General features: G+C 65.7%; 29 protein-coding genes. 8 read left to right on the forward strand and 21 right to left on the reverse strand.

All coding sequences use genetic code 11. The features are described 5' to 3' along the window. Positions 1-11 precede the first annotated feature (11 nt). From KUV38_RS20435 to KUV38_RS20485, 11 genes are all read right to left on the reverse strand, one after another. The gene (locus KUV38_RS20435; RefSeq protein ID WP_222472057.1) at positions 12-2,213 is read right to left on the reverse strand and encodes a 3-hydroxyacyl-CoA dehydrogenase NAD-binding domain-containing protein; all 2,202 of its coding nucleotides are present in this window, start codon (positions 2,211-2,213) and stop codon (positions 12-14) included. Between the two features lie 19 nt (positions 2,214-2,232). Continuing rightward, on the reverse strand, positions 2,233-3,165 hold the full coding sequence (locus tag KUV38_RS21140; protein ID WP_222472058.1) for a cupin domain-containing protein: 933 nt from the start codon (positions 3,163-3,165) through the stop codon (positions 2,233-2,235). Then, complete coding sequence (locus KUV38_RS20445; protein WP_222472059.1) at positions 3,156-3,623, reverse strand: hypothetical protein; 468 nt, start codon at positions 3,621-3,623, stop codon at positions 3,156-3,158. Before KUV38_RS20445 ends, KUV38_RS21140 begins: the two co-directional genes overlap by 10 nt. A gap of 9 nt (positions 3,624-3,632) precedes the next feature. Then, positions 3,633-4,844 carry an acetyl-CoA C-acetyltransferase gene (locus KUV38_RS20450; protein ID WP_222472060.1) on the reverse strand — a complete coding sequence of 404 codons (1,212 nt, stop codon included), beginning with the start codon at positions 4,842-4,844 and terminating at the stop codon, positions 3,633-3,635. Continuing rightward, positions 4,841-5,512 (reverse strand): hypothetical protein, encoded by a 672-nt coding sequence (locus KUV38_RS20455; RefSeq protein ID WP_222472061.1) that lies wholly within the window; start codon positions 5,510-5,512, stop codon positions 4,841-4,843. The genes KUV38_RS20450 and KUV38_RS20455 overlap by 4 nt, the downstream gene beginning before the upstream one ends. 4 nt (positions 5,513-5,516) lie before the next feature. Then, on the reverse strand, positions 5,517-6,143 hold the full coding sequence (locus tag KUV38_RS20460; protein ID WP_222472062.1) for a glutathione S-transferase family protein: 627 nt from the start codon (positions 6,141-6,143) through the stop codon (positions 5,517-5,519). A 181-nt stretch (positions 6,144-6,324) separates the two neighbouring features. Beyond that, positions 6,325-6,978: a hypothetical protein gene (locus KUV38_RS20465; RefSeq protein WP_222472063.1), complete on the reverse strand. Its 654-nt coding sequence runs from the start codon at positions 6,976-6,978 to the stop codon at positions 6,325-6,327. Continuing rightward, a complete protein-coding gene (locus KUV38_RS20470; RefSeq protein ID WP_222472064.1) occupies positions 6,978-7,190 on the reverse strand; it encodes a hypothetical protein in 213 nt (70 codons plus the stop codon). The genes KUV38_RS20465 and KUV38_RS20470 overlap by 1 nt, the downstream gene beginning before the upstream one ends. Before the next feature lie 56 nt (positions 7,191-7,246). Further along, positions 7,247-9,025 (reverse strand): acyl-CoA dehydrogenase C-terminal domain-containing protein, encoded by a 1,779-nt coding sequence (locus tag KUV38_RS20475; protein ID WP_222472065.1) that lies wholly within the window; start codon positions 9,023-9,025, stop codon positions 7,247-7,249. A gap of 25 nt (positions 9,026-9,050) precedes the next feature. Beyond that, the gene (locus tag KUV38_RS20480) at positions 9,051-9,449 is read right to left on the reverse strand and encodes a MerR family transcriptional regulator (protein ID WP_222472066.1); all 399 of its coding nucleotides are present in this window, start codon (positions 9,447-9,449) and stop codon (positions 9,051-9,053) included. Positions 9,450-9,720: 271 nt separating this feature from the next. Then, complete coding sequence (locus KUV38_RS20485) at positions 9,721-10,101, reverse strand: MerR family transcriptional regulator (RefSeq protein WP_222472067.1); 381 nt, start codon at positions 10,099-10,101, stop codon at positions 9,721-9,723. 138 nt (positions 10,102-10,239) lie between these two features. Between KUV38_RS20485 and KUV38_RS20490 the strand changes: the two genes are divergently transcribed. The 3 genes from KUV38_RS20490 to KUV38_RS20500 are packed head-to-tail and all read left to right on the forward strand — an operon-like array spanning position 10,240 to position 12,570. After that, positions 10,240-10,728, forward strand: a complete 489-nt coding sequence (locus KUV38_RS20490; protein WP_222472068.1) for a PaaI family thioesterase — start codon at positions 10,240-10,242, stop codon at positions 10,726-10,728. Continuing rightward, the gene (locus tag KUV38_RS20495) at positions 10,725-11,249 is read left to right on the forward strand and encodes a PaaI family thioesterase (RefSeq protein ID WP_222472069.1); all 525 of its coding nucleotides are present in this window, start codon (positions 10,725-10,727) and stop codon (positions 11,247-11,249) included. Before KUV38_RS20490 ends, KUV38_RS20495 begins: the two co-directional genes overlap by 4 nt. After that, complete coding sequence (locus KUV38_RS20500; RefSeq protein WP_222472070.1) at positions 11,227-12,570, forward strand: MATE family efflux transporter; 1,344 nt, start codon at positions 11,227-11,229, stop codon at positions 12,568-12,570. The genes KUV38_RS20495 and KUV38_RS20500 overlap by 23 nt, the downstream gene beginning before the upstream one ends. Positions 12,571-12,606: 36 nt before the next feature. Here the strand turns inward: KUV38_RS20500 and arsC are convergent, their stop codons facing one another. From arsC to KUV38_RS20515, 3 genes are read right to left on the reverse strand one after another with little or no spacing between them, the layout of a single operon-like run. After that, on the reverse strand, positions 12,607-12,951 hold the full coding sequence (arsC, locus tag KUV38_RS20505) for an arsenate reductase (glutaredoxin) (RefSeq protein ID WP_222472071.1): 345 nt from the start codon (positions 12,949-12,951) through the stop codon (positions 12,607-12,609). Next, positions 12,948-14,006: a quinone-dependent dihydroorotate dehydrogenase gene (locus tag KUV38_RS20510; RefSeq protein WP_222472072.1), complete on the reverse strand. Its 1,059-nt coding sequence runs from the start codon at positions 14,004-14,006 to the stop codon at positions 12,948-12,950. Before KUV38_RS20510 ends, arsC begins: the two co-directional genes overlap by 4 nt. Then, positions 14,003-14,341 carry a DUF952 domain-containing protein gene (locus tag KUV38_RS20515; RefSeq protein WP_222472073.1) on the reverse strand — a complete coding sequence of 113 codons (339 nt, stop codon included), beginning with the start codon at positions 14,339-14,341 and terminating at the stop codon, positions 14,003-14,005. Before KUV38_RS20515 ends, KUV38_RS20510 begins: the two co-directional genes overlap by 4 nt. 222 nt (positions 14,342-14,563) lie before the next feature. Here KUV38_RS20515 and KUV38_RS20520 point away from each other — a divergent pair, with 222 nt between their 5' ends. Together KUV38_RS20520 and KUV38_RS20525 are read left to right on the forward strand one after the other, a co-directional pair. Beyond that, complete coding sequence (locus tag KUV38_RS20520; RefSeq protein WP_222472074.1) at positions 14,564-16,132, forward strand: bifunctional metallophosphatase/5'-nucleotidase; 1,569 nt, start codon at positions 14,564-14,566, stop codon at positions 16,130-16,132. A 475-nt stretch (positions 16,133-16,607) separates the two neighbouring features. Beyond that, the gene (locus KUV38_RS20525) at positions 16,608-17,075 is read left to right on the forward strand and encodes a GFA family protein (protein ID WP_222472075.1); all 468 of its coding nucleotides are present in this window, start codon (positions 16,608-16,610) and stop codon (positions 17,073-17,075) included. A 3-nt stretch (positions 17,076-17,078) separates the two neighbouring features. On the opposite strand, the gene KUV38_RS20530 is transcribed toward KUV38_RS20525, so the two are convergent. Together KUV38_RS20530 and KUV38_RS20535 are read right to left on the reverse strand one after the other, a co-directional pair. Then, a complete protein-coding gene (locus KUV38_RS20530; protein WP_222472076.1) occupies positions 17,079-17,342 on the reverse strand; it encodes a hypothetical protein in 264 nt (87 codons plus the stop codon). A 36-nt stretch (positions 17,343-17,378) separates the two neighbouring features. Further along, positions 17,379-18,488, reverse strand: coding sequence for a glycine cleavage system protein T (locus KUV38_RS20535; protein WP_222472077.1), 1,110 nt, complete (start codon positions 18,486-18,488; stop codon positions 17,379-17,381). A 101-nt stretch (positions 18,489-18,589) separates the two neighbouring features. Between KUV38_RS20535 and KUV38_RS20540 the strand changes: the two genes are divergently transcribed. Both KUV38_RS20540 and KUV38_RS20545 read left to right on the forward strand, forming a co-directional pair. After that, complete coding sequence (locus KUV38_RS20540) at positions 18,590-18,892, forward strand: DUF1992 domain-containing protein (protein WP_222472078.1); 303 nt, start codon at positions 18,590-18,592, stop codon at positions 18,890-18,892. Positions 18,893-18,896: 4 nt separating this feature from the next. Then, on the forward strand, positions 18,897-19,565 hold the full coding sequence (locus KUV38_RS20545; RefSeq protein WP_222472079.1) for an SOS response-associated peptidase: 669 nt from the start codon (positions 18,897-18,899) through the stop codon (positions 19,563-19,565). Between the two features lie 76 nt (positions 19,566-19,641). Here the strand turns inward: KUV38_RS20545 and KUV38_RS20550 are convergent, their stop codons facing one another. Then, entirely contained in the window at positions 19,642-20,082 is a 441-nt protein-coding gene (locus KUV38_RS20550) for a hypothetical protein (RefSeq protein ID WP_222472080.1), read from the reverse strand. 115 nt (positions 20,083-20,197) lie between these two features. Next, complete coding sequence (locus KUV38_RS20555; protein WP_222472081.1) at positions 20,198-20,941, reverse strand: GntR family transcriptional regulator; 744 nt, start codon at positions 20,939-20,941, stop codon at positions 20,198-20,200. Between the two features lie 150 nt (positions 20,942-21,091). Here KUV38_RS20555 and KUV38_RS20560 point away from each other — a divergent pair, with 150 nt between their 5' ends. Further along, positions 21,092-22,300, forward strand: a complete 1,209-nt coding sequence (locus tag KUV38_RS20560) for a cytochrome P450 (protein ID WP_222472082.1) — start codon at positions 21,092-21,094, stop codon at positions 22,298-22,300. Positions 22,301-22,318: 18 nt separating this feature from the next. Here KUV38_RS20560 and KUV38_RS20565 read toward each other — a convergent pair whose 3' ends face one another. From KUV38_RS20565 to KUV38_RS20575, 3 genes are all read right to left on the reverse strand, one after another. After that, positions 22,319-23,503 carry an aromatic amino acid transaminase gene (locus tag KUV38_RS20565; protein WP_222472083.1) on the reverse strand — a complete coding sequence of 395 codons (1,185 nt, stop codon included), beginning with the start codon at positions 23,501-23,503 and terminating at the stop codon, positions 22,319-22,321. Between the two features lie 85 nt (positions 23,504-23,588). Then, on the reverse strand, positions 23,589-24,440 hold the full coding sequence (sseA, locus tag KUV38_RS20570; RefSeq protein ID WP_222472084.1) for a 3-mercaptopyruvate sulfurtransferase: 852 nt from the start codon (positions 24,438-24,440) through the stop codon (positions 23,589-23,591). 69 nt (positions 24,441-24,509) lie between these two features. Continuing rightward, positions 24,510-25,124 (reverse strand): LysE family translocator, encoded by a 615-nt coding sequence (locus tag KUV38_RS20575; RefSeq protein WP_222472085.1) that lies wholly within the window; start codon positions 25,122-25,124, stop codon positions 24,510-24,512. Positions 25,125-25,151: the final 27 nt, after the last annotated feature.

Here is a 25,151-nt window from a genome sequence, read left to right on the forward strand (position 1 = left end):
CCCACCAGATCTTAGGCGGCCTTTGCGTCTGCACCGGTGCCGAAACGGTCGTAGAAGGTGCCGCCGGAGGCTGCGATCTCGCGCAGCAGGGCCGGGGTGGCGAAGCGGTCGCCGTGGGCGGCGGTGAGGGCCTCGGTGAGTTCCACGGCACGTTCGGCGCCGAGGATATCGAGCCAGCTGAACGGGCCGCCGGACCACGGGGCGAAGCCCCAGCCGAGAATGGCGCCCACGTCGCCCTCGCGGATGTCTTCCAGCACGCCCTCTTCCAGCGCGCGGACGGCCTCGAGCACTTGGGCGAAGAGCAGGCGGTGCTGCACCTCGCTGAGGTCTGGCTGCTCGTCTGCGACAGGGTACTTGGCTTCAAGCCCCTCCCAGAGCAGGCCGCGCTTGCGCTTGTCGTCGTAGCTGTAGAAGCCCGCGTTCGACTTGCGGCCGAGGCGGCTCTCGTCGGCCATCCAGAACAGCACCTCGTCGACCGCGCCATCAGGGTAGGCATCGCCCATCGCGGCCTTGGTGGCCTTGGCGATCTTTACCCCGAGGTCGATGGAGGTTTCATCGACCAGTTGGAGCGGGCCGAGCGGCATGCCGACCAGCTTGGCAGCGTTCTCCACCAGCGCAGGTTCCACGCCCTCCTTCACCATGCGGATGCCCTCGTTGATGTAGGGGATGATGCAGCGGTTGGCGTAGAAGAAGCGGGCATCGTTCACGACGATCGGCGTTTTGCGGATCTGGCGGACGTAGTCGAGCGCCTTGGCGACGGCGCGGCTGCCGGTTTGCTGGCCCTTGATGATCTCCACCAGCATCATCTTTTCGACCGGCGAGAAGAAGTGAATGCCGATGAACTGCTCGGGGTTGTCCGAGGCTTTGGCCAGCTCGGTGATCGGCAGGGTGGAGGTGTTTGTGGCGAAGATGCAATCGGGGCCGACGGCCGCGAGCACCTCCTTGGTGACGGCGGCTTTGATGCCCACGTCTTCGAACACCGCCTCGACGATCAGGTCACAGCCTTTGAGCGCGGCGTAGTCGGTGGTGGCGGTGATCCGGGCCAGCACCTCTTCCTTCTTCTCGAGCGTGGTCTTTTTGCGGGCGATGCCCTTGTCGAGATAGCTCTCGGAGTAGGCCTTGCCCTTGTCGGCGGCCTCCTGCTTCTGGTCGATCAGGACCACCTCGATGCCTGCCTGCGCCGAGACCAGCGCGATGCCCGCGCCCATCATTCCCGCGCCGATGACGCCGACCTTGCTGACCTTCTCATCGGCCACGTCGGGCCGGTTGGCGCCTTTCTCCAAGGCTTCCTTGTTGATGAAGAGCGAGCGGATCATGGCGGAGGAGGAGGGGTTCATCAGGACATTGGTGAACCAGCGGGCCTCGATCTTGAGGGCGGTGTCGAAGGGCACCTGCATGCCTTCATAGACCGACGACAGCAGCGCCTTGGCAGCCGGGTAGACGCCCTTGGTGTTGCCGTTGACCATGGCGGAGGCGCCGACGAAGGTCATGAAGCCTGCGGGGTGGTAGGGGGTGCCGCCGGGGATCTTGTAGCCCTTTTCGTCCCAAGGCTTCACGATCTTGGGCTCGGAGAGCACCCACTCCTTGGCGCGGGTCAGAAGCTCTTCGGGGGCGACGACCTCATCGACTACGCCGGCCGATTTGGCCTTCTTCGGATCGTTCAGCTTTCCCTCCAGCAGCAGGGGCGAGGCGCCCATCGCGCCCAGCTTCCACGACAGGCGGGTGGTGCCGCCCATACCGGGGAAGATGCCGACCATGATCTCGGGCAGGCCGATCTTGGCCTTCGGGTTGTCGGCGGCGATGATGTAGTGGCAGGCGAGCGGGATCTCGAGGCCGATGCCGAGCGCGGTGCCGGGGAGGGCGGCGACGATGGGCTTGCCGCCCTTGTTCTTGTCGTCCATCCCGCCGCGCTCGAGTTTGCGCAGGATCTTGTGGGTGGCCATGATGCCGTCGAAGAGGCCCTTGGCAGGGTTGTCGCCGGCGCTCTCCTTCATCTTGGCGATGATGTTCAGGTCCATGCCGCCGGCAAAGCTGCCCTCTTTGCCGGAGGTGAGGATCACGCCTTTCACGGCGTCATCGGCCAGCACATCGTCGATCAGCGCGTCGAGCTCCTGAAAGCCCTCCATGTTCATCACGTTCATGGATTTGCCGGGCGTGTCCCAAGTGAGGGTGGCCACGCCGTCGGCGTCTATGCTCTTGGTGAATTGGGTCATGGGTTCTCTCCCTTTCGGCTCAGCGGGGCCCGTCCCACGGGCTGCCGTCTCTGTAGGTGAAGCGGATCTCGCCGCCTTCGATTTCGATGCGGAAGTCGTGATCGGTGTAGTGGGCCACCTCTGAGGGGGCCTTGGTGCCGATCACGAGGAACGTCGCGGGGGCGTCGCTCCGGTTGGTCATGTGGTGGCCGTTGGCCTCGCCCGCTGGGAAGGTGGCCACATCGCCGGGCGCCATCGGATGCGTGCCGTGGTCGTCGACCAGCACGAAGTGGCCCTCGGTCACGATCAGGAACTCGTCCTCGTTCTCGTGCCAGTGCCGCAGCGAGGCGAGCGCGCCGGGCTGGAGGTTGACGAGGTTGGCGCCGAACTGGGTGAGCCCGCCGTGCTGGCCGAGCCGCAGCGAGGAGCGGCCGCCGACCATGGCGTTGTAGGGCTCGGGGTAGATCGAGCCGGTTTTCACCGGCGCGGCGGAAGGGTCGAGCAGGGCGCTGGGCAGCTCGGCGGGGGCCGCGGCATCGTCAGGCAGCATCTGCCGGTCGCCCGCTGCGGGGATCAGCTTTTTCTCGCCGTGATCAGGGTAATGGACCACGTCATCTCCGCCGCGTTTGCCGACGATCAGGTAGCTGCAGGGCGTATTGCTCGCGTTTTCGATGCAATGGGCGTTGGCGACGCCCTTGGGCCAGGCCACCGCGTCGCCGGGGCGTAGCGTGCTGCTGCCGCGGTTCTCGTGCAGCGTGGCCTCGCCGGTGAGCATCCACAGGAACTCGTCCTGCTCTTCGTGCCAATGGCGGTTCGATGAGCGGGAGCCGGGCTGCAACTCTTCGACGAAGGCGCCGAACTGGGTGAGGCCGCCAGTATCGGAATAGAGCCGCGCCTCATAGGCACCGTGGCTGGCGATAGCCTCGGGGGTGCCGTGGTCGCGGCGGACGCTGTCGTGCGGGATCACCGGCATGGCCGCTCCTCCCAGCTGCGCGTGAGGGCCTTGGCGAGGCGCTCGTCATCCGTGGCGTATTGGCTGGAGGCGATCATCCAGCGGCCCTCGATCCGGCGCAGCAAAGAGAAGGCCGGGAAGGGGCTGGAGAGCAGGCTGCTGCCGCACATCATTCGGGTGACGTGAGTGGCCTTGACCCTGTCAGGCCCGTCGAACTCGGCGGCGATGCAGTCGCGCTCCAGCGAGGTCAGGCCGATTTGGTCGAAGTAGGCCATGACCTCGGTGAAGAGATCGTGCAGGTCGGCCAGATCCTTCACCAGCCGCAGCCCGCCGAAGCTGTGCACATCGCCGGGCACGACGAAGTGGGGCGCGAAAGCCGCGTAGTCGCGATCGCGGTAGGCCGCGCCGGTCACGTCCAGCAGATGCTGGCTGATGGCGCGGGCCTCTTCGTCGCTGCCTATGTTGCCGGAGGCGTCCAAGGGTCGGCCTCAGACGCGCTCAATGATGGTGGCGGCGCCCATGCCGGAGGCGACGCAGAGGGTGGCGAGGCCGAGCTCTTTATCTTGCCGCTCCAGCTCATCGAGCAGGGTGCCGAGGATGATCGCGCCGGTGGCGCCCAGCGGGTGGCCCATGGCGATGGAGCCGCCGTTGGGGTTGACGAGGGCCGGGTCGACATCGAAGGCCTGCATGAAGCGGAGCACCACGGAGGCGAAGGCCTCGTTGACCTCGAAGAGGTCGATGTCGGACACGCTCATGCCGTTGTCGGCCATGATCTTCTCGGTCACGGGCACGGGGCCGGTGAGCATGATGGTCGGGTCGGTGCCGATCTTGGCGGTGGCGCGGATGCGGGCGCGGGCTTTCAGCCCGTGAGCCTCGCCGAACTCTTTGGAGCCGATCAGCACGCCCGCCGAGCCATCGACGATGCCGGAACTGTTGCCCGCGTGGTGGATGTGATTGATCCGCTCGAGGTGCGGGTACTTCATCAGCGCGATCTTGTCGAAGCCGGGCATGACCTCGCCCATGTCCTTGAAGGACGGGTTGAGCGCACCGAGCGCCTGCATGTCGGTGCCGGGGCGCATGTATTCATCACGGTCAAGGATGGTGAGGCCGTTCTGATCGGTTACCGGCACGATGGACTTGGAGAAGCGCTCGGCCTCCCATGCGGCAGCGGCGCGGTCCTGGCTCTCGACGGCCAGCGCATCGGCCTGATCGCGGGTGAAGCCGTATTCGGTGGCGATGATATCGGCAGAAATACCCTGCGGGACGAAATAGTGCTTCATCGCGACGGAGGGATCGACGGCCACGGCGGCGCCGTCGGAGCCCATCGGCACGCGGCTCATGCACTCGACACCACCGGCGATATAGCCCGCGCCTGCGCCGCCCTTCACCTGGTTCGCGGCGAGGTTCACGGCCTCGAGGCCGGAGGCGCAGAAGCGGTTGATCGAGAGGCCGGGGATGCGCTCGTCGAGATCGGAGGCCAGAACGGCGGTACGGGCAAGGCAGCCGCCTTGCTCTTTCACCTGGGTCGCGTTGCCCCAGATCACGTCTTCCACTGCGTGACCCTCAAGGCCGTTGCGCTCCTTGATGGCGTTCAGCACGCCAGCGGAGAGGGTCATGGCGGTGACTTCGTGCAGCGAGCCGTCCTTGCGGCCCTTGCCACGCGGAGTGCGAACGGCGTCGTAGATATAGGCTTCGGTCATTGCGGTCTCCATTTTCGGCGCCAGGCGTTTATGGACGCGCGCCATTGAATTTGGGTCGGAACAGAGTGGGTTGCGCCGATCCGCTTGCGGGCGGCCTCGATGGTGCCAGGCAGGGGCGGAAGGGCGGTCGTGTCGTTGCAGGTTGCGGGGTCGAGCTGGGTCAAGAACCAGCGGGCGGCGGCGCGGCGCATCGGGTAGCCCTCGGCCACGTCAGCCTCGACCACTGGCTGGTAGTTGGTGACCAGCAGGGTGAGCAGGCGCTCGTGCTCTTCCTGGCTCTGATGGCCCCAGGTCAGATGGGCCTCCAGCATATCTGCTGGAACGGTGGCCAGCGCCTCGCGGCTTGCCACCAACTCAGCGTTCAGCGCATCCCACCCCGTCGCGATGGCAACGAGGGCGATGTCGGCAATGGCAGCATCCAGCCCGTCCGGCGCATGGCCGAAGGCGCTGGGCGTGTCGAAGGACCCGAGCGCGGCCTCGTAGAAGCCGGAGAACACCACCGCCAGCCGCAGCGGCTCTGGCAGGTCGGTCAGCCCGAAGCCGCCGTGCTGCATCAGGTTGACCGCGCTATCGGCCAGCACCGTGATCGCGTCATGGCGGCGAAACGGGCCGTAGTCCGGCGGGGCCTGCGCAAGATCGCGCTCAAGGAGGGTGATGGTCGGCGTCATCGGTTCAGGCACGATCCGCGGGCGAGCCGGGCATCAGGTCGTAGGGGTGTTTCCAGCCGGGCGTTTCGCTGATGCGGGTGAGCCAGGCGTCGATGGCGGGGAAGTCGGCGCGGGAGAAGCCGAAGGGTTCGGGGTAGAAGAGGTAGCCGCAGCAGGCGAGGTCGGCGATGGTGAGCGCGTCGCCTGCGACCCAGTCGCGGCCCGTCAGGTGCGCCTCAAGGGTTTTCAGCGCGGCCTGAGTGCGGCCGGAGACGAAGGCGATGGCCTCCTGCGGGCGCTTCTCTTCGGGCAGGAAGTTCATCAGAAAGCGCAGCGGGCCTTGCTGGCCGGAGCCTTTCTGGCAGTCCCAGAGGATCCAGCGGAGAATTTCAGCGCGGGGGGCATCGAGGAACTTGCCGGTTTTCTCGGCGATGTGGAACAGGATCGCGCCGGACTGAGTGATGGTCTCGTCGCCATCGACCAGCACGGGCACCTCGCCCATCTCGTTGAGCGCACGAAACTCGGGGCTGCGGGATTCGCCGTTGAAGAAATCGACATAGACCGGCTCCCACTCGAGGCCCGCCAATTCGAGCGCCAAGGCCGCCTTGTAGGCGTTGCCGGATTCTCCGAAGCAATGGAGTTTGAGTGTCATGTGTCGGCTCCCTTGGCTGCGGTTGAAGTGGGGGCCAGCCCCCACACCCCCGGAGATATTTAGAGCAAGAAAATGGGCAGGGTGGTTTCATGCCAACCCGCGCCGCGCTCCTCCGCTTGGGCCGCATCACGCCACGAGTTGACGTGCGCGGCAAGGGCGACGTCACGTTGTTTTGGCCCGGTCAGGGCCGCGGGCTGCGGTTGAGCCGGGTTGTGAAGATGATCAGGCCGGATTTCGGGTCGAAGATCAGCGAGGTCGGGCACCACTGGCCGCCGCAGGGGCGATCCCATTCGATGAAGGTGCTGATGCCGGGCGGGCTCGTGACTTCGGGGCGCGAGGCGCGGATGAGGGCGAAAACGTAGGGGAAGTGATCCGCGAGGATGTAGCGCAGCCTGCTCGCGGGTTCCTCGCCTATCGGGGCAGGGAGGCGCCACTCCACCCGGCAGCTTCCACTGAGGGAGATGGAGGGGTGCCCTTCTTCTTCGTCGCGGACCACGTCGCCGGTGGCGGAGAGATAGGTGGTGCCGGTGGACCTGTCGGGCGTGCCGAAGAGGTAGGGGCCTGAGTCGTAAGCGGCAAAGCCGGGCGGCAGGACATCCTCAACAGGGGCGCCGGCCTCGGAGGCGAGGCAGGTGTTGCGGAACATGCGCAGGAGGAGGACAGCGCCCATTTCGTTGGGATGTGGGGCCGCCGGAGTGCCGAAGCGCTCTGGCTGGAGGTCTGCGTAGCCGGAGAGTCCTGCGGCCGCCTCGAGCATACGCGGGGTGTCGGTGATCGCCTGCGCGGCGGCGGCGACCGGGGAGAGCGCCAGCCAGAGGGCAAGCGCGCGGCGCATCAGATTTCCTGCGCGGCCAGCTCCGCCTTGAAGGCGCGGAGGCGGTGCGGCAGCGTTTCTTCGTGCAGCACCGAGCTGGCGTTCTCGAACAGAAAGGTCAGGGCGTGATCGGCGGAAAGGCCGGTTTCATCGCAGAACCGCTTGAGATTGCGGTGGGCCGTCTCGGTGAGGGTAATCTGGTGTTTGCGGGTCAGGCGGAGCTTGTGGGCCATTGCCATCCTTCAGGGTTGGGGTGGGCGGGGTGAGGCCCCCGCCCGTTGATCCCAGCCTAGAAGGCCTCAGCCGCGAGGTCCATCACCGGCTCGGCGCCGCTTTCGATACGCTTGAGGTGCATCGCGGTCGCGGGCAGGCGGCGGGCCATGTAGTAGCGCCCGGTGGCCAGCTTGGTCTTGTGGAAGTCCGGGTCGGAGGTGCCCGACTCGAGCGCCTCAAGCGAAGCCTTGGCCATCATCGACCAGACCAGCCCGAGGCAGGTGTGACCGAAGAGGTGCATGAAGTCGTAGCTGCCGGCGAGCGCCGCGTTGGGGTTCTTCATGCCGTTCTGCATGAAGAACATGCCGGCGGCCTGAAGATCCTTGGAGGCCTGCTTTAGCGGGTCGAGGAAGCCTTTTTTCAGCTCTTCGTTACCCTCGTTCTCCTTGAGGAAGCCCTTCACCAGTTCGAAGAAGCCCATGACGTGCTTGCCGCCGTCCTGCGCCAGCTTACGGCCGACGAGATCGAGCGCCTGAACGCCATTTGCGCCTTCGTAGATCTGGGTGATCCGGGCGTCGCGAACGTATTGCGACATGCCCCACTCTTCGATGTAGCCGTGGCCGCCGTAGACCTGCTGTGCCTGCACCGCCATGTCGAAGCCCTGATCGGTCAGGAAGCCTTTGAGCACGGGCGTCAGCAGCGAGATCAGCCCTTCGGCCTCGTCGTCACCCGAACGGTGCGACTTGTCGATGAGTTGCGCCCCCCACATCAGGAAGGCCCGGCCGCCTTCGACGAAGCTCTTCTGGTCCATCAGGTTGCGGCGGATGTCGGGGTGGACGATCAGCGGATCGGCGGGGCCATCGGGGTTTTTCACGCCGGTCACGTCGCGGCCCTGCAGGCGGTCCTTGGCGTAAGCGAGGCTGTTCTCGTAGGCGATGGCGGCCTGGGCGAGGCCTTGCATGCCGACGCCGAGGCGGGCTTCGTTCATCATGGTGAACATGGCGCGCATACCCTTGTGCTCGGTGCCGAGCAGGTAGCCCTCCGCCTCGTCGTAGTTCATCACGCAGGTGGCGTTGCCGTGGATGCCCATCTTCTCTTCGAGCTTGCCGCAGCTGACGCCGTTGCGCGCGCCCATGTTGCCCTCGTCATCGACGAGGAACTTGGGGACGATGAAGAGCGAGATGCCCTTTACGCCCTCGGGGCCGCCGGGGATTTTGGCCAGCACGAGGTGGACGATGTTGTCGGCCATGTCGTGCTCACCGGCGGAGATGAAGATCTTCTGGCCGGAAATCTTGTAGCTGCCGTCGCCTTGTGGCTCGGCTTTGGTGCGCAGCAGGCCGAGGTCGGTGCCGCAGTGGGGCTCGGTGAGGTTCATCGTGCCAGTCCACTCGCAGCTCACCATCTTGGGCAGCCACTTGGCCTTCTGGTCGTCGGTACCATGCGCGAGGATCGCCGAGGCGGCTCCGTGAGTGAGGCCCTGGTACATGGTGAACGACTGGTTGGAGGCAGAGAACATCTCGCCCACGGCGGTGCCCATCAGGTAGGGCATGTTCTGGCCGCCGAATTCCTCGGGCAGGTCGAGGCCGGTCCAGCCGCCCTCTTTCATCTGGTCGAAGGCTGCCTTGAAGCCCTCGGGGGTGCGGACAACTCCGTTTTCGAGCTTGCAGCCCTGCTGGTCGCCCACGGGGTTGAGGGGAGCCAGAACCTCGGAGGCGAGCTTGCCCGCCTCCTCCAGCACCGCGCCGGTGAAATCGGCTTCAAGTTCGCTGTAGCCGGGAATATCGGACTGCGAGACCTTGAGGACATCGTGCAGAATGAATTGCATGTCCTTGGTGGGCGCGGTGTACGTGGGCATCTGTTTCCTCCCGTTGCCGGCCGGATTATTCGGCCGCTTGTTTCATTCCGTTGTCGGCGAGCGTGCCCTTGCCCCAGTCGATCTGGGCTTTCAGCTCTGTGATGGCGGTTGCGAGCTCTGCGCGCTGCTCTTCCATCTCTTCCACGCGCTGCTCGGCCATCTGCACCGAGGCCTCAAGCTGCCGGTGCTCGCCGTTTTCCATGTCGTAGAGGTCAAGCAGCTGGCGTATGTCTTCGAGCGAGAACCCGAACCGTTTGCCGCGCAGGATGAGCGTCAGTCGTGCCTGATCGCGCTTTGTGAAGAGCCGTTTCTGGCCTTCGCGCACCGGGAACAGAAGCTCCTTGGCCTCGTAGAACCGCAGGGTGCGTGCCGTCACGTTGAACGCGTCACACATCTCGCGGATGGTCAAATATTTCTCCATCATTTCTTGCCCTCCGAATGGCTGCCCAAGTGTGTCTTTTCTTGAACGTGCGGGGGACATGATAAGTTGCGCCGGACCATACAAGCATCGCGTGCGCTGACGCAGTTGGAACGCTACGTCATTTTCCGTTGGGTAAAATATTCGGAAAGCTTACCCGGGGTCATGCGCAACTTTTCTCGCTGCCAAACCGCTTTGGGGGCCACCCAAAGCGCTTTAAAAACTATTTATCGTGATAATTATTTCGGGGTCCGGCGAGAGGTCGCTCACTCGCCTTTCAGGAGAGCGAGGCTTCGGTGTCGTCGCGCAATTGGCGCAGTTCCGCGATGGTCGAGTCGAGCTCGGCGCGCTGTTTCTCCAGCTCGGCCAACTGCAGGTCTGCGCGCTCGATCCAGATCTCGAGCTGGGGGCGGCTGCCGTCGCTTTCGTACATCTCAAGCCACTGGCGGATGTTCTCCAGCGAGAAGCCGAACCGGCGGCCGCGCAGGATGAGGGTCATCCGCGCAATCTCGCGCGGGCCGTAAAAGCGCGACCGACCCTTCTTCTCGGGATCGAGAAGTTCGATGTACTCGTAATAACGCAGCGTGCGAGGCGTCACGTCGAAACGCGCGCACATTTCCTTGAAACTCAGCCGCTGCTCGGCCTTGTCTTCGGCCATGGGCGATGGCTCCCCGGCTTGACTTCCCCAACTCGGGCCTAGCCTAAATCAGAGGCAGGCGCTTATCAATCGCGCAGGGTTGCGGGCGGCCCGGCGCAGAAGGATAGTGGGCTGACCAGAAGGATAGGAAGGACCCCGATGAGCGATTTCAGCGTGGACTGGGTGCAGTCATTCATTGACGCCTTGCCCTATTCGAAGGCGCTCGGGATGCGGGCCGACGAGGTTTCGGAGGGGCGGGTGAGCATTTCGATGCCCTATGCGGAGGCATTGGCGGGCGATGGCGAGGTGCTGCACGGGGGCGCGATCTCGGCGCTAATGGATACCACCAGCGGCACGGCGGTGATGACGCTGCCCAAGGGGCTGGGCACGGCCACGCTCGACCTGCGGATCGACTACATGCGCGCCGCCACGCCGGGCCAGCGGGTGCGGGCCTCGGCGGAGTGCTACCATATCACCCGCACGGTGGTGTTCGTGCGCACGACCGCGTGGGACGAGGATGAGAGCAAGCCGGTCGCCACGGCGGCGGGGGCATTTACCTATGGCCACATGCGCGCCCCGCGCACGCCTGAGGAGATGCAGGCGGCGATGCAGGCGCTGGCGACCCGTCAGAAGGAGCTGGGCCAATGAAGACGCCGGAACCCGTGCAGGTGATCAAGGAGCGGCGAGACATGGCGCTGAACGCGCTGGTGGGCGGCATCAACTTTGTGCAGTTCCTCGGTATCCGGTTTGACCGGAGGGGCGACGAGCTGACCGCCGTGCTGCCCTACGACCAAAAGCTGATCGGCAACCCGATGCTGCCCGCGCTCCACGGTGGGGCGACGGCGGGCTTTTTGGAAGTGGCAGCGGTGGTGCAGCTGGCTTGGCAGGAGCTTTGGGGCCAGATCGAGGGCGGGCCGTTTGACCCCGAACGCTTTGCCGCCGAGGGCCGACCGCGCCTGCCGAAGACCATCGACTTTTCGGTCGATTACCTGCGCGCGGGCCTGCCGCGCGATGCCTATGCCCGCGCAAGGGTCAACCGTTCCGGTCGGCGATATGCCTCTGTTCACGTCGAGGCGTGGCAGGACAACGTGAACCGCCCCTTTGCTCAAGCCACCGGCCATTTTCTGATGCCGCAGCCAAAGCAAGATGACGACCCAAGCGGCGGCTGAGGCGGCTGCGGCGGGCAAGCCCGTCACTCACCGGCGTATTCTGCATATCGCGGTTCCGATCGTGATCTCCAACGCCACGGTGCCGATCCTCGGCGCGGTGGATACCGGCGTGGTCGGGCAGTTGGGCGACCCGGTGCCGATTGGCGCGGTGGGGATCGGGGCAATCATCCTGACGGCGATCTACTGGGCCTTCGGCTTTCTGAGAATGGGCACGGTGGGGCTGACGAGCCAGGCCGAAGGGGCGGGCGATGCGGCGGAGGTTGCGGCCCTGCTGGTGCGCGCGCTGCTCATCGCGGCGGCGGGCGGGGCGCTGCTGATCTTGCTTCAATATCCGCTCTTCGCGGGCGGCTTTGCGCTCTCGCCTGCCAGCCCGGAAGTGGAGGAGGCCGCGCGGAGTTACATGGCCATCCGGGTCTGGTCGGCGCCCGGCGCGATTGCGGTTTATGGCCTGACCGGCTGGCTCATTGCCAAGGAGCGCACGCGCGGTGTGCTGGTGATCCAGCTTTGGATGAATCTCACCAACATCGCGCTCGACTTCCTTTTCGTGCTGGGCTTCGGCTGGGGCGTGGAAGGGGTGGCGCTGGCGACTTTCATCGCCGAATGGTCCGGCGCCGGGCTGGGCCTGTGGCTCTGCCGCGATGCCTTTGCGGGCGGTTACTGGAAAGACCGCGCGCTGGTGTTCGACCGGGTGCGGCTGCTCCACATGGCCACCGTCAACACCAACATCCTGTTGCGGACGTTGATGCTGAACGTGATCTTCGTCTCCTTCCTCTTTCTCGGTGCCCGCTTTGGCGACGTGAAGCTGGCGGCCAACCAGATCCTGCTGCAATTTCTCTACATCACCTCCTACGCGCTCGACGGTTTTGCCTTTGCGGCGGAGGTCTTCATCGGGCAGGCATATGGGCGCAGGAGCCCGGTGGCGGTGCGTCGCGGGGCTGTGATGACGAGCCTATGGGGTGGCGGAACCGGCGTGGTGCTGGGGCTGGCCTTTTTGGCGCTGGGGCCGTGGATCATTGATGTGATGACCACCGCGCCGGGGGTGCGGGAGGCAGCGCGGGCGCATTTGGGGTGGATGGTGCTGGCGCCGTTCGTGGGCGCGGCGGCATGGATGCTCGATGGCATCTACATCGGCGCGACCCGGAGCCGCGACATGCGCAACCTGATGTTCCTCGCGCTGCTCTGCTATGGCGCGGCGGTTGCCGTGCTGATCCCGCTGATGGGCAACCATGGGGTCTGGGCGGCGCTGCTGGTGAGCTTTGCGGCGCGCGGCGTGTTCATGGGGTGGCGCTACCCGGCGCTGGAGCGGGAGGCGGCGGGGTAGGGGAGCTACGAATGGCCCGGCCATGTGTGGATTGCCTCAATCGAGGATCGACAGCACGGATTCCGGCGGGCGGCCGATGGCGGCCTTGCTGTTGAAGAAAACGATGGGGCGCTCGATGATGATCGGATCAGCGGCCATGGCGGCGAAGAGCATATCCTGCGGCGTGTCTTCCGAGAGCGCCTTGGCAGGCTCCTCCTTGCGGCGGATCATGGCGAGTGGAACCACGCCCAGTTCGGCGGCGGCGCGTTCCAGCTCTTCGGCATCGGGCGGGTTTTGCAGGTAGAGCCGCACCTCGGGGGTGTAGCCGTTATCTTCCAGCAGTTTCAGCGTTTCGCGCGACTTGGAGCAGCGCGGGTTGTGCCAGATGACGGGGTTGCTCATAGCCATGCCTCTCTGTCGGTGCCGATGGCCTGAGAGATGTGAGTGTAGCCGCGCGCGGCAAGGATATCGTCGAGGCCGCGGGCAATGCGGGCGGCGAGGCTGATGCCGTGGTAAACCATCGCGGTATAGAGCTGCACGGCGGAGGCCCCAGCGGTGATCTTGGTGAAGGCCTCTTCGGCGGTGCTGATGCCGCCGACGCCGATGAGGGGGATCTGCCCCTCGGTGGCGCGGGAGAGGCGGGCCAGCACGCGGGTGGATTTTTCAAAGAGGGGCGCGCCGGAGAGGCCGCCGGTTTCGCCAGCGTGGGCGCTTTGTAGATCGTCACGGCTGAGCGTGGTGTTGGTGGCGATGATCGCATCAACCCCGGTGCTGCGGGCGACGAGGGCGATGTCCTCGATCTCCTGCGCTTCCAGATCGGGCGCGATCTTGAGGAAGACCGGAATGGGCCGCTCCAGCACGTTGCGGGCGGCGATGACACCGTTCAGCAAGGCGGTGAGCGCGTCGGCGCCTTGCAGGTCGCGCAGCTTTTCGGTGTTGGGGCTGCTCACGTTGACGGTGGCGAAATCGAGATGCGCACCGCAGCGGCTGAGCACGGTTGCAAAATCTGCGGCGCGGTCGGCGCTGTCTTTGTTGGCGCCGAGGTTGAGGCCGATGGGAAAGCCTTGTGGCCGAGCTTCAAGCCGGGCGACCATAACCTCCATTCCCTCGTTGTTGAAGCCGAAGCGGTTGATCGCGGCCCGATCCTCGGTGAGCCGGAACAGGCGGGGCTTGGGGTTGCCGGGCTGCGGGCGCGGCGTGACCGCACCCAGCTCGATGAAGCCGAAGCCTGCGCGGGCGAGCGGGCGCATCGCGGTGCCGTTCTTGTCAAACCCCGCTGCCAGCCCGACCGGGTTGGGCAGGGCGAGACCCGCCAGTTCGGTGGCAAGGCGGGGCGACGTAACTGGGCCGGGCAGGGGGGCGAAGGGGCTGTGGAGGGCCTTGAGGGCGAGGCCGTGGGCGCGCTCCGGGTCAAGTTTGCGGAGCGCGGTCAGGCCCAGTTGCTCGATCAGGCTCACAGCACGCCTTCGGGGAAGATATGGCCCGCCTGCCCAAGCGGCAGGGACTTGTCCCACACCACTTCGGAGAGGGCGAGCCGCCGGTAGAGGTGCGGAAAGAGCGCGCCGCCGCGGGATGGCTCCCACTTGAGGGCCTCGCCAAGCGCATCGGGGTCGAAGGAGACCAGCACGAGGTCTGACTCCTCGGAGAAATGCTTGGCGGCGGTCTCCACCACCTGCGCGGAGGTGGAAAAGTGGATGAAACCGTCAGCCACATCGACGGGGGCACCATCCGTCAGGCCGGCAGCGCGGAAGGCGTCCCACTCGGGGCGGCGAAAGATCTTGTAGATCAGCATGGGTCGGAGATGCCCCGGAACGCGGCGAGGGTCAAGCGGGGCCGCGGGCAGCATGGGAGCGAGCGGAGGCATGAGGGGTGACCTAGGGGCATGGGCTGGCGCGACAGGTCCGGTCTTTGCCAGATGCCCGGAGAGGTGAGGAAAGACGCAGCGTTCCCCCTTTGACTCTCGGGGTGCGGGGGGCCAACATCGGGCAATAATCCAACCGGGAGCTAATCAAAAATGTCCTCCAAGATCCTCTCCTCCGTGGCCGCGCTGGCGCTGACAGCCGGGGCTGCCTCTGCCGAGTATTCGCTGACCATTCTCCACACCAACGACTTTCACGCGCGCTTCGAGCCGATCTCCAAGTACGACGGCCCGTGCTCGGTGGAAGACAACGATGCCGGTGAGTGCTTTGGTGGTTCCGCCCGCCTGATGACAGCGATGCAGGATGCCAAGGCGCGGTCCAACAACTGGATCCTCGTGGATGGCGGTGACCAGTTTCAGGGCACACTCTTCTACACCTATTACAAAGGCAAGCTCGCCGCCGAGATGATGAACCAGATGGGCTACACGGCGATGACCGTGGGCAACCACGAGTTCGACGATGGCCCCGAAGTGCTTGCGGGCTTCATCGACGCGGTCGAGTTCCCGGTGCTGATGTCGAATGCCGATGTGTCGGGCGAGCCGCTGCTGGCCGATGCGATCATGAAGAGCACGGTGATCGAGCAGGGTGGCGAGAAGATCGGCCTGATCGGCCTCACCCCGCAGGACACCGATGAGTTGGCCTCTCCCGGCCCCAACGTGATCTTCACCGCGCCAGTCGATGCCGTGCAGGGCGAGGTCGACAAGCTGACCGATGAGGGCGTGAACAAGATCATCGTGCTCTCGCACTCGGGCTACGTGATCGATCAGACGGTGGCCGAGGGCACCACGGGCGTTGACGTGATCGTGGGCGGCCACTCCAACACCCTGCTGGGCAAGATGGATGGCGCCGAAGGCCCATATCCGACCGTGGTGAACGGCGTGCAGATCGTGCAGGCGTACGCCTACGGCAAGTTCCTTGGCGAGCTGAACGTGACCTTCGATGACGAAGGCGTCGTGACCGAGGCCGTGGGTGCGCCCATCGTGATGAGCGGCGAAGTGGTCGAGGACGAGGCCACCAAGGCACGCATCGCCGAGGCCGCCCAGCCGCTGGAAGAGATCCGCAACCGCGTGGTGGCCGAGGCTGCCGAAGCCATCGAGGGCAACCGCGACGTCTGCCGGGCCGAAGAGTGCTCGATGGGCAACCTCGTGGCCGACGCGATGCTCGACCGGGTGAAGGATCAGGGCATCTCCATCGCCATCGCCAACTCGGGCGGGCTGCGTGCCTCGATCGACGCGGGCGAGGTGACGATGGGCGAAGTGCTCACCGTGCTGCCGTTCCAGAACACGCTCTCGACCTTCCAGGTCTCCGGGGCCGTGGTGAAGGACGCGCTCGAGAACGGCGTGAGCCAGGTTGAAGAGGGGGCGGGCCGCTTCCCGCAGGTTGCCGGCCTGAAGTTCTCCTTTGATGCCGCCGCCGAGCCGGGCAGCCGCGTGTCGGACGTGATGGTGCAGGAAGGTGAGGAGTGGCTGCCGCTCGACGCCGAAAAGACCTATGGCCTCGTGTCCAACAACTACGTCCGCAATGGCGGCGACGGCTACAAGATGTTCGTGGATGCCGAGAACGCCTATGACTTCGGGCCGGACCTTGCCGATGTGACCGCCGAGTACATCGCCGAGAACGCGCCCTACACGCCCTACACCGATGGGCGGATCACCAAGAAGTAAGCCGGTTCAGGCTACGGAAAGGGCGCTCTTCGGGGCGCCCTTTTTTGTTGGGGAAGTAGAGGATTGTGTTTGGTTTGATCGCTTTGTTGGCTCGCGTGCAGAAATCCTTGAGCGAGACACCGCAGAGTAGGCTGCGGCATTTGCCCTAGTGCGCGAGTGGCGAAGTCAGGGGCGGCGGCGGATGATCTCTGGGGTAGATTTTGGTCCGCCGCTGTGGCGTCGGCGGAGCAGTGCAAAATAGAGCACGGTGCAGAAACACAAAGACCCGAGAACCCAATAAAACATGTTAGAAACCCACGACTTGACCTAACTCAACCCAAGGGTGCGCGCAGGCGGGCCGCATTGCAAGACGTTAGGTCAACATACCCCCGTCATCGGCGGTGTGACGCCAATTCGCAACGAAGTAGTTAACAAAGTAGGCTCAAAAGTTAACGCTCACGTCCAGGACGCTAACGCACCGAGCGAGGAGGACTGCATGGAAGGGCGCTGCACCTGCGGAGAAATCCGCTACCGGCTGACCGACAAGCCGCTGTTTGCCCATTGCTGCCACTGCACATGGTGCCAGCGCGAAACCGGCTCGGCCTTTGTGCTGAACGCTATGATCGAGCGGGCCTGCGTGGAGGTGCATCACGGCGCGCCTGAAGCGGTTGTGACGCCGTCGGCCAGTGGCAGAGGGCAGGTCATCCATCGCTGCCCGCGCTGCAAGGTGGCACTCTGGAGCCATTACTCTGGCGCAGGCGAGCTGATTGCCTTTGTCCGGGTCGGCACGCTGGAGGAGTCTGCACAGGTGCCGCCCGACATTCACATATTCACCGAAACAAAACTGCCTTGGGTGGTGATCCCCGAAGGCGTGCCGGTGATGAAGGAGTTCTATCGCCGATCGGAGCATTGGCCCGATTGGGCGCTGGAACGGCGCGACAGGGCACTGGCGCACCGGATGTGAGGCTCAGAGGCCGCCGCGCAGGCCCTTCTTGCACTCCGCCGGGCCGCGGGCCGATTGGGAATAGGCGGTGACCCCGCAGGTCTCGCAGCGAAACTCCTTCAACGCGCCGGAGCCGCCCACGGGTGACCAGCGGCATTTGCGGCGGCGGAAAACGCGGTTAGCGAGCGGGTCGAGCCTGTTGCTCAGCTCGGCCCGCGCCCGGTTGCGGCCCCAGTTCCACCAGATGAAGAGGCCAATGACGACGAGGGCGGAGATGACGATGGGCATGGGGCTGGCGCTGATCCTGTGCTGCTTGGCGCGAACTTAGCCAGAGGACGGGCGGGGCACAACGCGGCGGGGGCCATCGGGGAGGGTGACAGTGAGGGTGGCACCCTCGGGCAGATCGCGGGGCAGCATGCCGTGGGCGATGTTGATCTCGAGACGTCGGGAATGCGCCATCTCGAAGAGCGTGCCGACCTCGGTGCCATCCAGTAGCAGAGGCAGGGGATGGGCATTGCCCTCCACCGGCGCGCCCTCGACCTCCAGCACGCGCCGCTCGCGGGTCCAGCCTTCTGCCTTGATCCGCTCCAGCGCAGCGCGGCCGATGAAGCCATGGCCCGCATCAAGGTTCACCATCGCGCCGAAGCGCATCTCGAAGGGGTTGGCGGGCTGGCACTGGCGCCGCATGTCGGCCCCGTAGGAGATGAGACCGCTCTCCAGGCGCTCTGTGTCATTCGGCGCGCCCGGGCCGATCCCGAAAGGCTGGCCTGCTGCCTTGACCCGTTGCCACAATGCGACGCCCTTGCTGCCGTCCCGCAGGTAAAGCTCCACCCCGCCCTGCTTAGACCAGCCGGAGCGGGCGACGACGAGCGGGATGCCCTCCAGCTCCACCTCGCGGAAGCCGAAGAAGGGCAGATCGCGCACCCAGCCGCCCAGTAGGGCATCCGCCACATCCATCGCCTTCGGGCCCTGAATGGCGAGCGGGGAGACATCGGGCTCGGAGACCTGCACATCCATGCCACTCTCGCGGGCCACGGCGAGCGCCCAGAGGTGCATGTCGCTGTCGGCGACGGAGAGCCAGAAGTGATCTTCGGCCAGTTTCAGCAGCACAGGGTCGTTGATGAGCCAGCCGTCATGATCGCAGATCGGGACGTAGCGACCGCGGCCGACCTTCAGGCCGTCGAGATCCCGCGGGGTGAGGCGCTGGGCGAGGCGGGCGGCGTCGGGGCCTTTGAGTTCTACCTGACGCTGGGCTGCGACATCCCACATCGCCACGCCGTTCAGCAGCCGGTCATACTCGGCCTCGGGATCGCCGAAATGGCCGGGGATGAACATGTGATTATAGACCGAGAAGCCTTGTACCCCGTCGGCCACCGTGGCGTCGAAATAGGGGGATTTGCGGATGTTGGGGCCGATGTGGAGGGCATAGGGCATGGCGGGCGTCCTGCTGGGCGGTTTCGGCGGGGATAGCCCCGGGCACGGGGTGGCTGCAAGCCGGGGTTTTTCCGCGTGGCGCAAAGGGCTAGATTGGGCGCATGGACCACCCGTTGATCGACCTCATCACAGCCAAGATCCACGCCGCAGAGGCGGAGGGGCAGTTTGATGACCTGCCGGGCGCGGGCAAGCCGCTGCCTGCCTGCGACGACCCGGAGAACGCGGTGATGAACCGTATCCTGAAGGAGAATGGCGGGGTGCCCGGGTTTGTCTCGCTCTCGCGCGAGCTGGCGCGGTTGCGGGAAGAACTGCGCGAGACCGGCGACCGCACCCGGCGGGCCGAGATCGTCAAGGAAATGTCGCTGGCGGAGGCGAAGATCGAGATCGCCCGCCGCCGGGGTTAGGCCCATGTGCGGGCGGTTTGCTATCACCCTACCGGATGACGCGATGGCGCAGCTGTTCGGGGCAGTGCCGGGTAATGACTTGCCGGAAGTGCCGCGTTTCAACGTTTGCCCGACGACGCCGGTGGCGACGGTGGTGAGCGGCGAGGGGGCACGGCGGCTGAGGCCGATGCGCTGGGGGTTCATCCCGCATTGGTACAAGAACCCCACGGACGGGCCGCTGCTGATCAATGCGCGCGCCGAGACGGTGGCCGAGAAGCCCGCCTTCAGGGTGGCCTGCCGCGAGCGGCGCTGCATCATTCCGGCGAGCGGGTTTTACGAATGGACGAAGGACAGCGAGGGCAACCGGCTGCCGTGGTACATCACCCGCACCGACGGTGCGCCGATGGCCTTTGCAGCGATCTGGCAGGACTGGTCGCGCGAAGGGGAAGATAAGGTGGACGGGCCGACCTGCGCGATCGTGACCTGCGCCGCCACCCACGAGATGGCGGAGATCCATCACCGCACGCCGGTGATCCTGGAGCCGGATGACTGGGCCAAATGGCTGGGCGAGGAGGGCAAGGGCGCGGCGACACTGATGAAGCCGCCAGACGAGGGCGTGGTGCGCATGTGGCGGGTCGATCCGAAGGTCAACTCGAACCGCGCCACCGGAGAGGCGCTGGTGGAGCCGCTCTGAGCAATGCGTGTGCCACGGCACAAGGGCCGCGCTCCGGGGGAGGCGGCCCTGCATTGTCTTGCACGCTAGGCGGCGATCAGTTGTTGCCGGTGCCGTTGTTCTCGGCGGCTTCGAAGTATATCTCGCCTTCGTCGAACTCGCCGTTGGCGTTGGTGTCGGCAATGTCGATGCCTTCTTCGATCACACCGTCGAACGGGTCATCGCCTTCGCCTTCGGAATAGTCCTCGAAGCGGTCTTCATCGAGCTTGTACTCGAGGCTCATCCACTCGTGGACCATGAAGACCACTGCCACGCCAGCGGGGATCGGGCCGGTGGACCAGGTTTCATCCTGCGACCAGACGACATGCGAGCCTTCGTCATCGTTGGTGAACTGAACGTAGTCACCGGGTTCTGCATAGACCACCGGCGGCATCAGGTCGTTGTCGAAGATGGTCACTTCATGGACCTCCGCCGTGGCGGCGGAACCGGCGGAGAGCGCCGCGGCGAGGGCGGCGTAAGTCACGGTTTTGCGCAGCATCGGAGCCTCCTTGAACTGCGAATGGGCCCCAACCCGGGGGTATCAGACCCGTTTCTGCCTCCGAAATCGGGCCAAACCATGGCCCCGCGGGGGCGAAAACCGTGACATTTTTGGGTTAATTTTCAGCACAGACGAGGGCGAGGCCGGGAATACCATGCCCCTCGGCGCCGGTATCGAGGCTGAGCGCGTCCTCGAAGTTCTGCCGCGCCAGCCGGGCGTGCTCGCGGCCGAGGGCTTCGGCGCGGCTGCCCTCGCGGGCGGTGACGGCGGCGAGCATCGCGCGGTGCTGGCTCTGGGCGATGATCAGCGAGCGGCGAAAGGCCAGTTGCCCAGCCTGCGAGCCGAGAAAGGCGGAGGGCGAGGCGAGGGGCTGGCGGTGGGCGCGAAGCAGTTCGCGCTCCATCAGCGGCGAGCCGGGCAGGCGAGCGAGCGCGGCGTGAAAGCGGGCGTTCAGCGTGGCGTAGCGCTCGAAGTCGAGCGCCTGAGCGCCGGGGGTGATGACCTCTTCGATGGCCTCTACACAGGCCTCTGCCTCTGCCAGCGCATCGGGCTCTGGGCCGCGCTCTGCCGCCAGCCGGAGGGCCATGCCCTCCAGCACGCCGCGCAGCTCGATGGCATCGGCCACATCGGCTCGGGTGAGGGCGCGCACCGTGCAGCGGCCCGAGGCGCTGCGCTCCAGCAGTCCTTCTTCGACCAGCAATGCCATCGCCTCGCGGGTGGGCGTGCGCGACATGCCCAGCATCTCGGCGGCTGCTGTTTCGGACAAGTGCATGCCGCTGGGCAGAGCGCCTGAGAGGATACGGTCTCGCAGGTCGCGCGTGGCGTGGTCGATCGTTCTGGGCTTGTTGCCATCTGGCATTGGAGTTCTCCCCCGTTTCTGCTTGAACGGTATACTGTTAAAGGGCGCTTCCCAAGTGATTATCATATTTTTCTGGCATTCTTGCCACAACGGTATACAGTTTGGCGAAATTCGGGCGAGTCGGAGGGGCTGCCCGCTTGGGAGGACATGATGAGCGATACAGCAACCGACGTGCAGGCAGCTGGCAAACCGGTGCCGGTGGATGAAACCATCACACTGGAGGCCCTGAGCCGCGATCCCTATCCGATCTACGAGCGGCTCCGGCGTGAGACACCCGTGGTGCGGGTGCCGAAGATGAACCGCATCCTGCTGACCAAATGGGCCGACACGAAGTATGTGAAGGACAACCCGCAGATCTTTTCATCGAATGACCCGATCACGCCGATGCACCGGGCTTTCCGCGCGCACACGCTGATGCGCAAGGACGGCGAGGCGCACAAGTGCGAGCGGATGGCGATGCAGGGGGCCTTCAGCCCCAAGGTCATCACCCAGGATTGGGTGCCGCGCTACCAGCAGGTGGCGGAGGAGTATCTTGACCGGCTGCCCAATGGTGAGGTGGTGGATCTCTTCCCGATGCTCGCCGCCCCCTATGCGGCGCGCGGCCTTGCGGTGCTGCTGGGCACTGAAGAGGCGAGCGACGAGGAGATGATCCGCTGGAGCCAGTCGCTGATCGACGGGGCCGGCAACTTTGGCGAGGACGAGGCGATCTTTGCCCGTTCGGAAGCCGCCAATGACGAGATGGATGCGCTCTTCACCCGCATCGAGGCGCGGCACAAGGAGAGCCCGAACAACTCGGCCTTCTCGGTGATGTTGAACGCCGAGAACCCGATCCCGCTCAGCCAGATCTGGGCCAATATCAAGATCGCCATCGGCGGCGGCATAAACGAGCCGCGCGACGCGCTTTGCACCATTCTCTGCGGTCTGCTGACCAACCCGGATCAGCTTGAGCAGGTGAAGGCGAATGGCGACTGGGTGAAAGCCTTTGAGGAAGGGGTGCGCTGGGTCGCGCCAATCTCGGTTTCAGGCCGCTATGTGCTGGAGGATACCGTGATCCGGGGCTTCCACATTCCGGCCAAGAGCACGGTGATGACCTGTCAGGCCTCGGCCAACTGGGATGAAGAGGTGTTCGAGGATGGCCACCTGTACAATGTCTATCGCAAGGACAACCCGCACCAGAGCTTCGGCAATGGCCCGCACTTCTGCCAAGGCACCCATGTAGCGCGCCGGGCGGTGGGGCAGGTGATGCTGCCGATGATCTTCGAGAAATACCCGAACATCCGGCTGGCCGAACCGGAGGATGTCAGGTGGGGAGGCTGGGGCTTCCGCGGCCCGCTCAACCTGCCGGTGGTGCTGGGGTAGGTCGGGACAGGTCCCGGCCTACAGCACCGCAGCGATGGCCTCGGCGGCAGGGGGGATGGTGGCATCCGTCAGGCCGGCGAGGTTGATGCGGCTGTCCTCGACCATGTAGAGCCCATGCTCCTTGCGCAGGGTCAGCACCTGCTCGGTGCTCAGGCCGAGCACGGTGAACATGCCTTTGTGCGACTGAAGAAAGCCAAAGCGATCGGACCCGGTGAGGCGGCGCAGCTCGCCTGCAAGCGCGGTGCGGTTCTCCTTCATCCGGGCGCGCATGCCGTCGAGTTCGTCCTGCCAGTCGGCGCGCAGGCCGGCGTCCGTCAGGATGGTGGTGACGACGCGGGCGCCGTGATCGGGCGGGAAAGCGTAGTTCTGCCGGTTGAGCCAGGCGAGGGCGGCGTCGGTCATGTCACGCGCCTTGGGGTCGGCGCAGGGGGCCAGCACACAACCGACGCGCTCGCGGTAGAGGCCGAAGTTCTTGGAGGCAGAGACGGTGATGATGGTTTCGGGCAGGGCAGCGACCATCGTGCGCAGCCCGGAGACATCGGCTTCCACCCCATCTCCGAAGCCCTGGTACGCCAGATCAACAAAGGGCGTGAGGCCGCGCTCGGCCAGCAGTTTGGTGAGTGCCGCCCAGTCCTGCGCCTTCAGGTCTGCGCCGGTGGGGTTGTGGCAGCAGCCGTGGAGCAGCACCACATCGCCCGGCGCAGCCTTGGCGAGATCGGCCAGCATGCCCTCGGCGTCAACGCCGCCGGTATCGGCATCGTAGTAGCGATAATCGGCGCGGGGGATGCCCAGCGTGTCGAGGATCGAGCCGTGGTTGATCCAGCTCGGATCGGGCAGCCAGATGCGGCGTTGCGGATTGCCTGCGAGCTTCATCAGCTCGAAGCCTTGCCGCACCGCGCCTGTGCCGCCGGGGGTGCCACAGGCGGCGAAGGGCATGGTCTCGGCCAGATCGCCAAGCACGAGGCCGGCAATGGCGCGGTGAAAAGCCGGGTCGCCGGCCAGCCCGACGTAGCCCTTGCTCTCCTGCGTTTCGATCAGGCGTTGCTCGGCCTGTTTGACGGCGGAGAAGATCGGCGTGCGGCCATCGGCATCGTGGTAGACGCCAACGCCGAGGTCGATCTTGCCGACGCGCGGGTCGTCGGCGAAGAGCTTCATCAGACGGAGGATCTTGTCTTCTTCGCGGGGCGGGATGGATTCGAGCATTCAGGCACTCCGGTTCAGTTGCGCGACGGTGGCGCAAGCATGCGGCGGCGGCAAGAGGGGGCGGGGCGAGCCCTGCCCGTGGGCGTCAACGCCCGGTTTCGATGCCGAGGTCGTCGTAGAGGCCCCACTCGGCCCAGCTGCCATCATAGAGCGCGTGGCGTGGGTGGCCCAGCACCTCGAGCCCGAGCGACAGCACGGCGGCGGTCACGCCGGAGCCGCAGGAAGTGATCACCGGCTTGGCGAGGTCCACACCGGCATCCTCGAAGGCATCGCGCAGCTCCTGCCCGCGTTTCATCGTCTTGTCGGCCTTCAGCAGGTTGCCGAAGGGCACGTTGCGAGAGCCAGGGATGTGCCCGGCGCGGAGGCCCTCCCGCGGCTCGGGAGCCTCACCGGCAAAGCGCTCGGGCGCACGGGCATCGACGATCTGCCAGTCGCCCAGCTTGGAGGCGGCGGCGACCTGGGTGACATCTTTCACCATATCGGCCTGGCGCTGCACGGTCATGTGGCGGTCGCGGACGATGGGGGCCATATCCTCCACCTCGCGCTCCTCGGCCTGCCACTTGGGGAAGCCGCCATCGAGCACGGCCACGTCCTGCTTGCCCATCAGCCGGAAGAGCCACCAGACCCGCGCGGCCGAGAACAGGCCCGCGCCGTCGTAGACCACGACCTGATGCCCGTCTCCCACGCCCATTGCCCGCATGCGGGACATGAATTTTTCGACCGGCGGGGCCATGTGCGGCAACTCGGAGCGAGCGTCTGAAATCTCGTCGATATCGAAGAAGCGCGCACCGGGGATATGGGCGGCGTCATACTCTGCCTTGGCGTCGCGGTTCATCGCCGGCAGATACCATGAGGCATCGAGCACCCGCAGGTCGGGGTCTTTCAGGTGTTGGGCGAGCCAGTCGGTGGAGACCAGCGTTTTCGGATCGTCGGACATGGGAATACCCCCTCTCGCGTCGCTGGCGTTGCTAGCCGGAAGGCGCGGGGCTGGCAAGTGGTGCGACGGTCAGGCGGCGGTGCGGGCAGGGGCGCGCGCAAGCAGTAGCAGCAGTCCGAAGCCGACCATCGTGGCGCCTGAAGCCCGTTGCAGCCAGTGCATCCGGCTGGCGGCAAGGCGGGCGGCGAAACGGCCAGCGGTGGCATAGGCGGTGACGGCGCAGGCCTCCAGCGCGAGGAACAGACCGCCGAGCAGGGCATAGTCGGGCCAGTAACTCTCGGGGCGAACGAATTGCGGGAAGAAGGCGGCGAAGATCAGGATGGCCTTGGGGTTGCCGAGCGCCACCAGCCCCTCGCGGCGGGCGGCACGGGCGAGGCTGGGTGCGGGGCGGCCCAGTGCGTGGTTGTCGGGCCGGGTGCGCAGGAGCTTGATCCCGATCCAAACGAGATAGGCGGCGCCTGCGAGTTTGACGGCGGTGAAGGCGGCGGCGGAGACCGTAAGCAGCAACCCGAGGCCAAGGGCGGAGGCGGCGATCATCGGCGCAAACACTGTAAGCCGGGCCAGAGCGGCCAGAAAGGCAAACCGGATACCCCGCTCGGCCCCATGGGTCAGGGCCAGCAGGTTGGATGGCCCGAAGGTGAGGTTGAGTGCGAAACAGGCGGGGATGAAGAAGGCGAGATCCATGAGCCGCAGGCTGCGCCGGAGCGGGCC

The sequence above is a fragment of the Vannielia litorea genome (assembly GCF_019801175.1).
GTDB lineage: Bacteria > Pseudomonadota > Alphaproteobacteria > Rhodobacterales > Rhodobacteraceae > Vannielia > Vannielia litorea_B.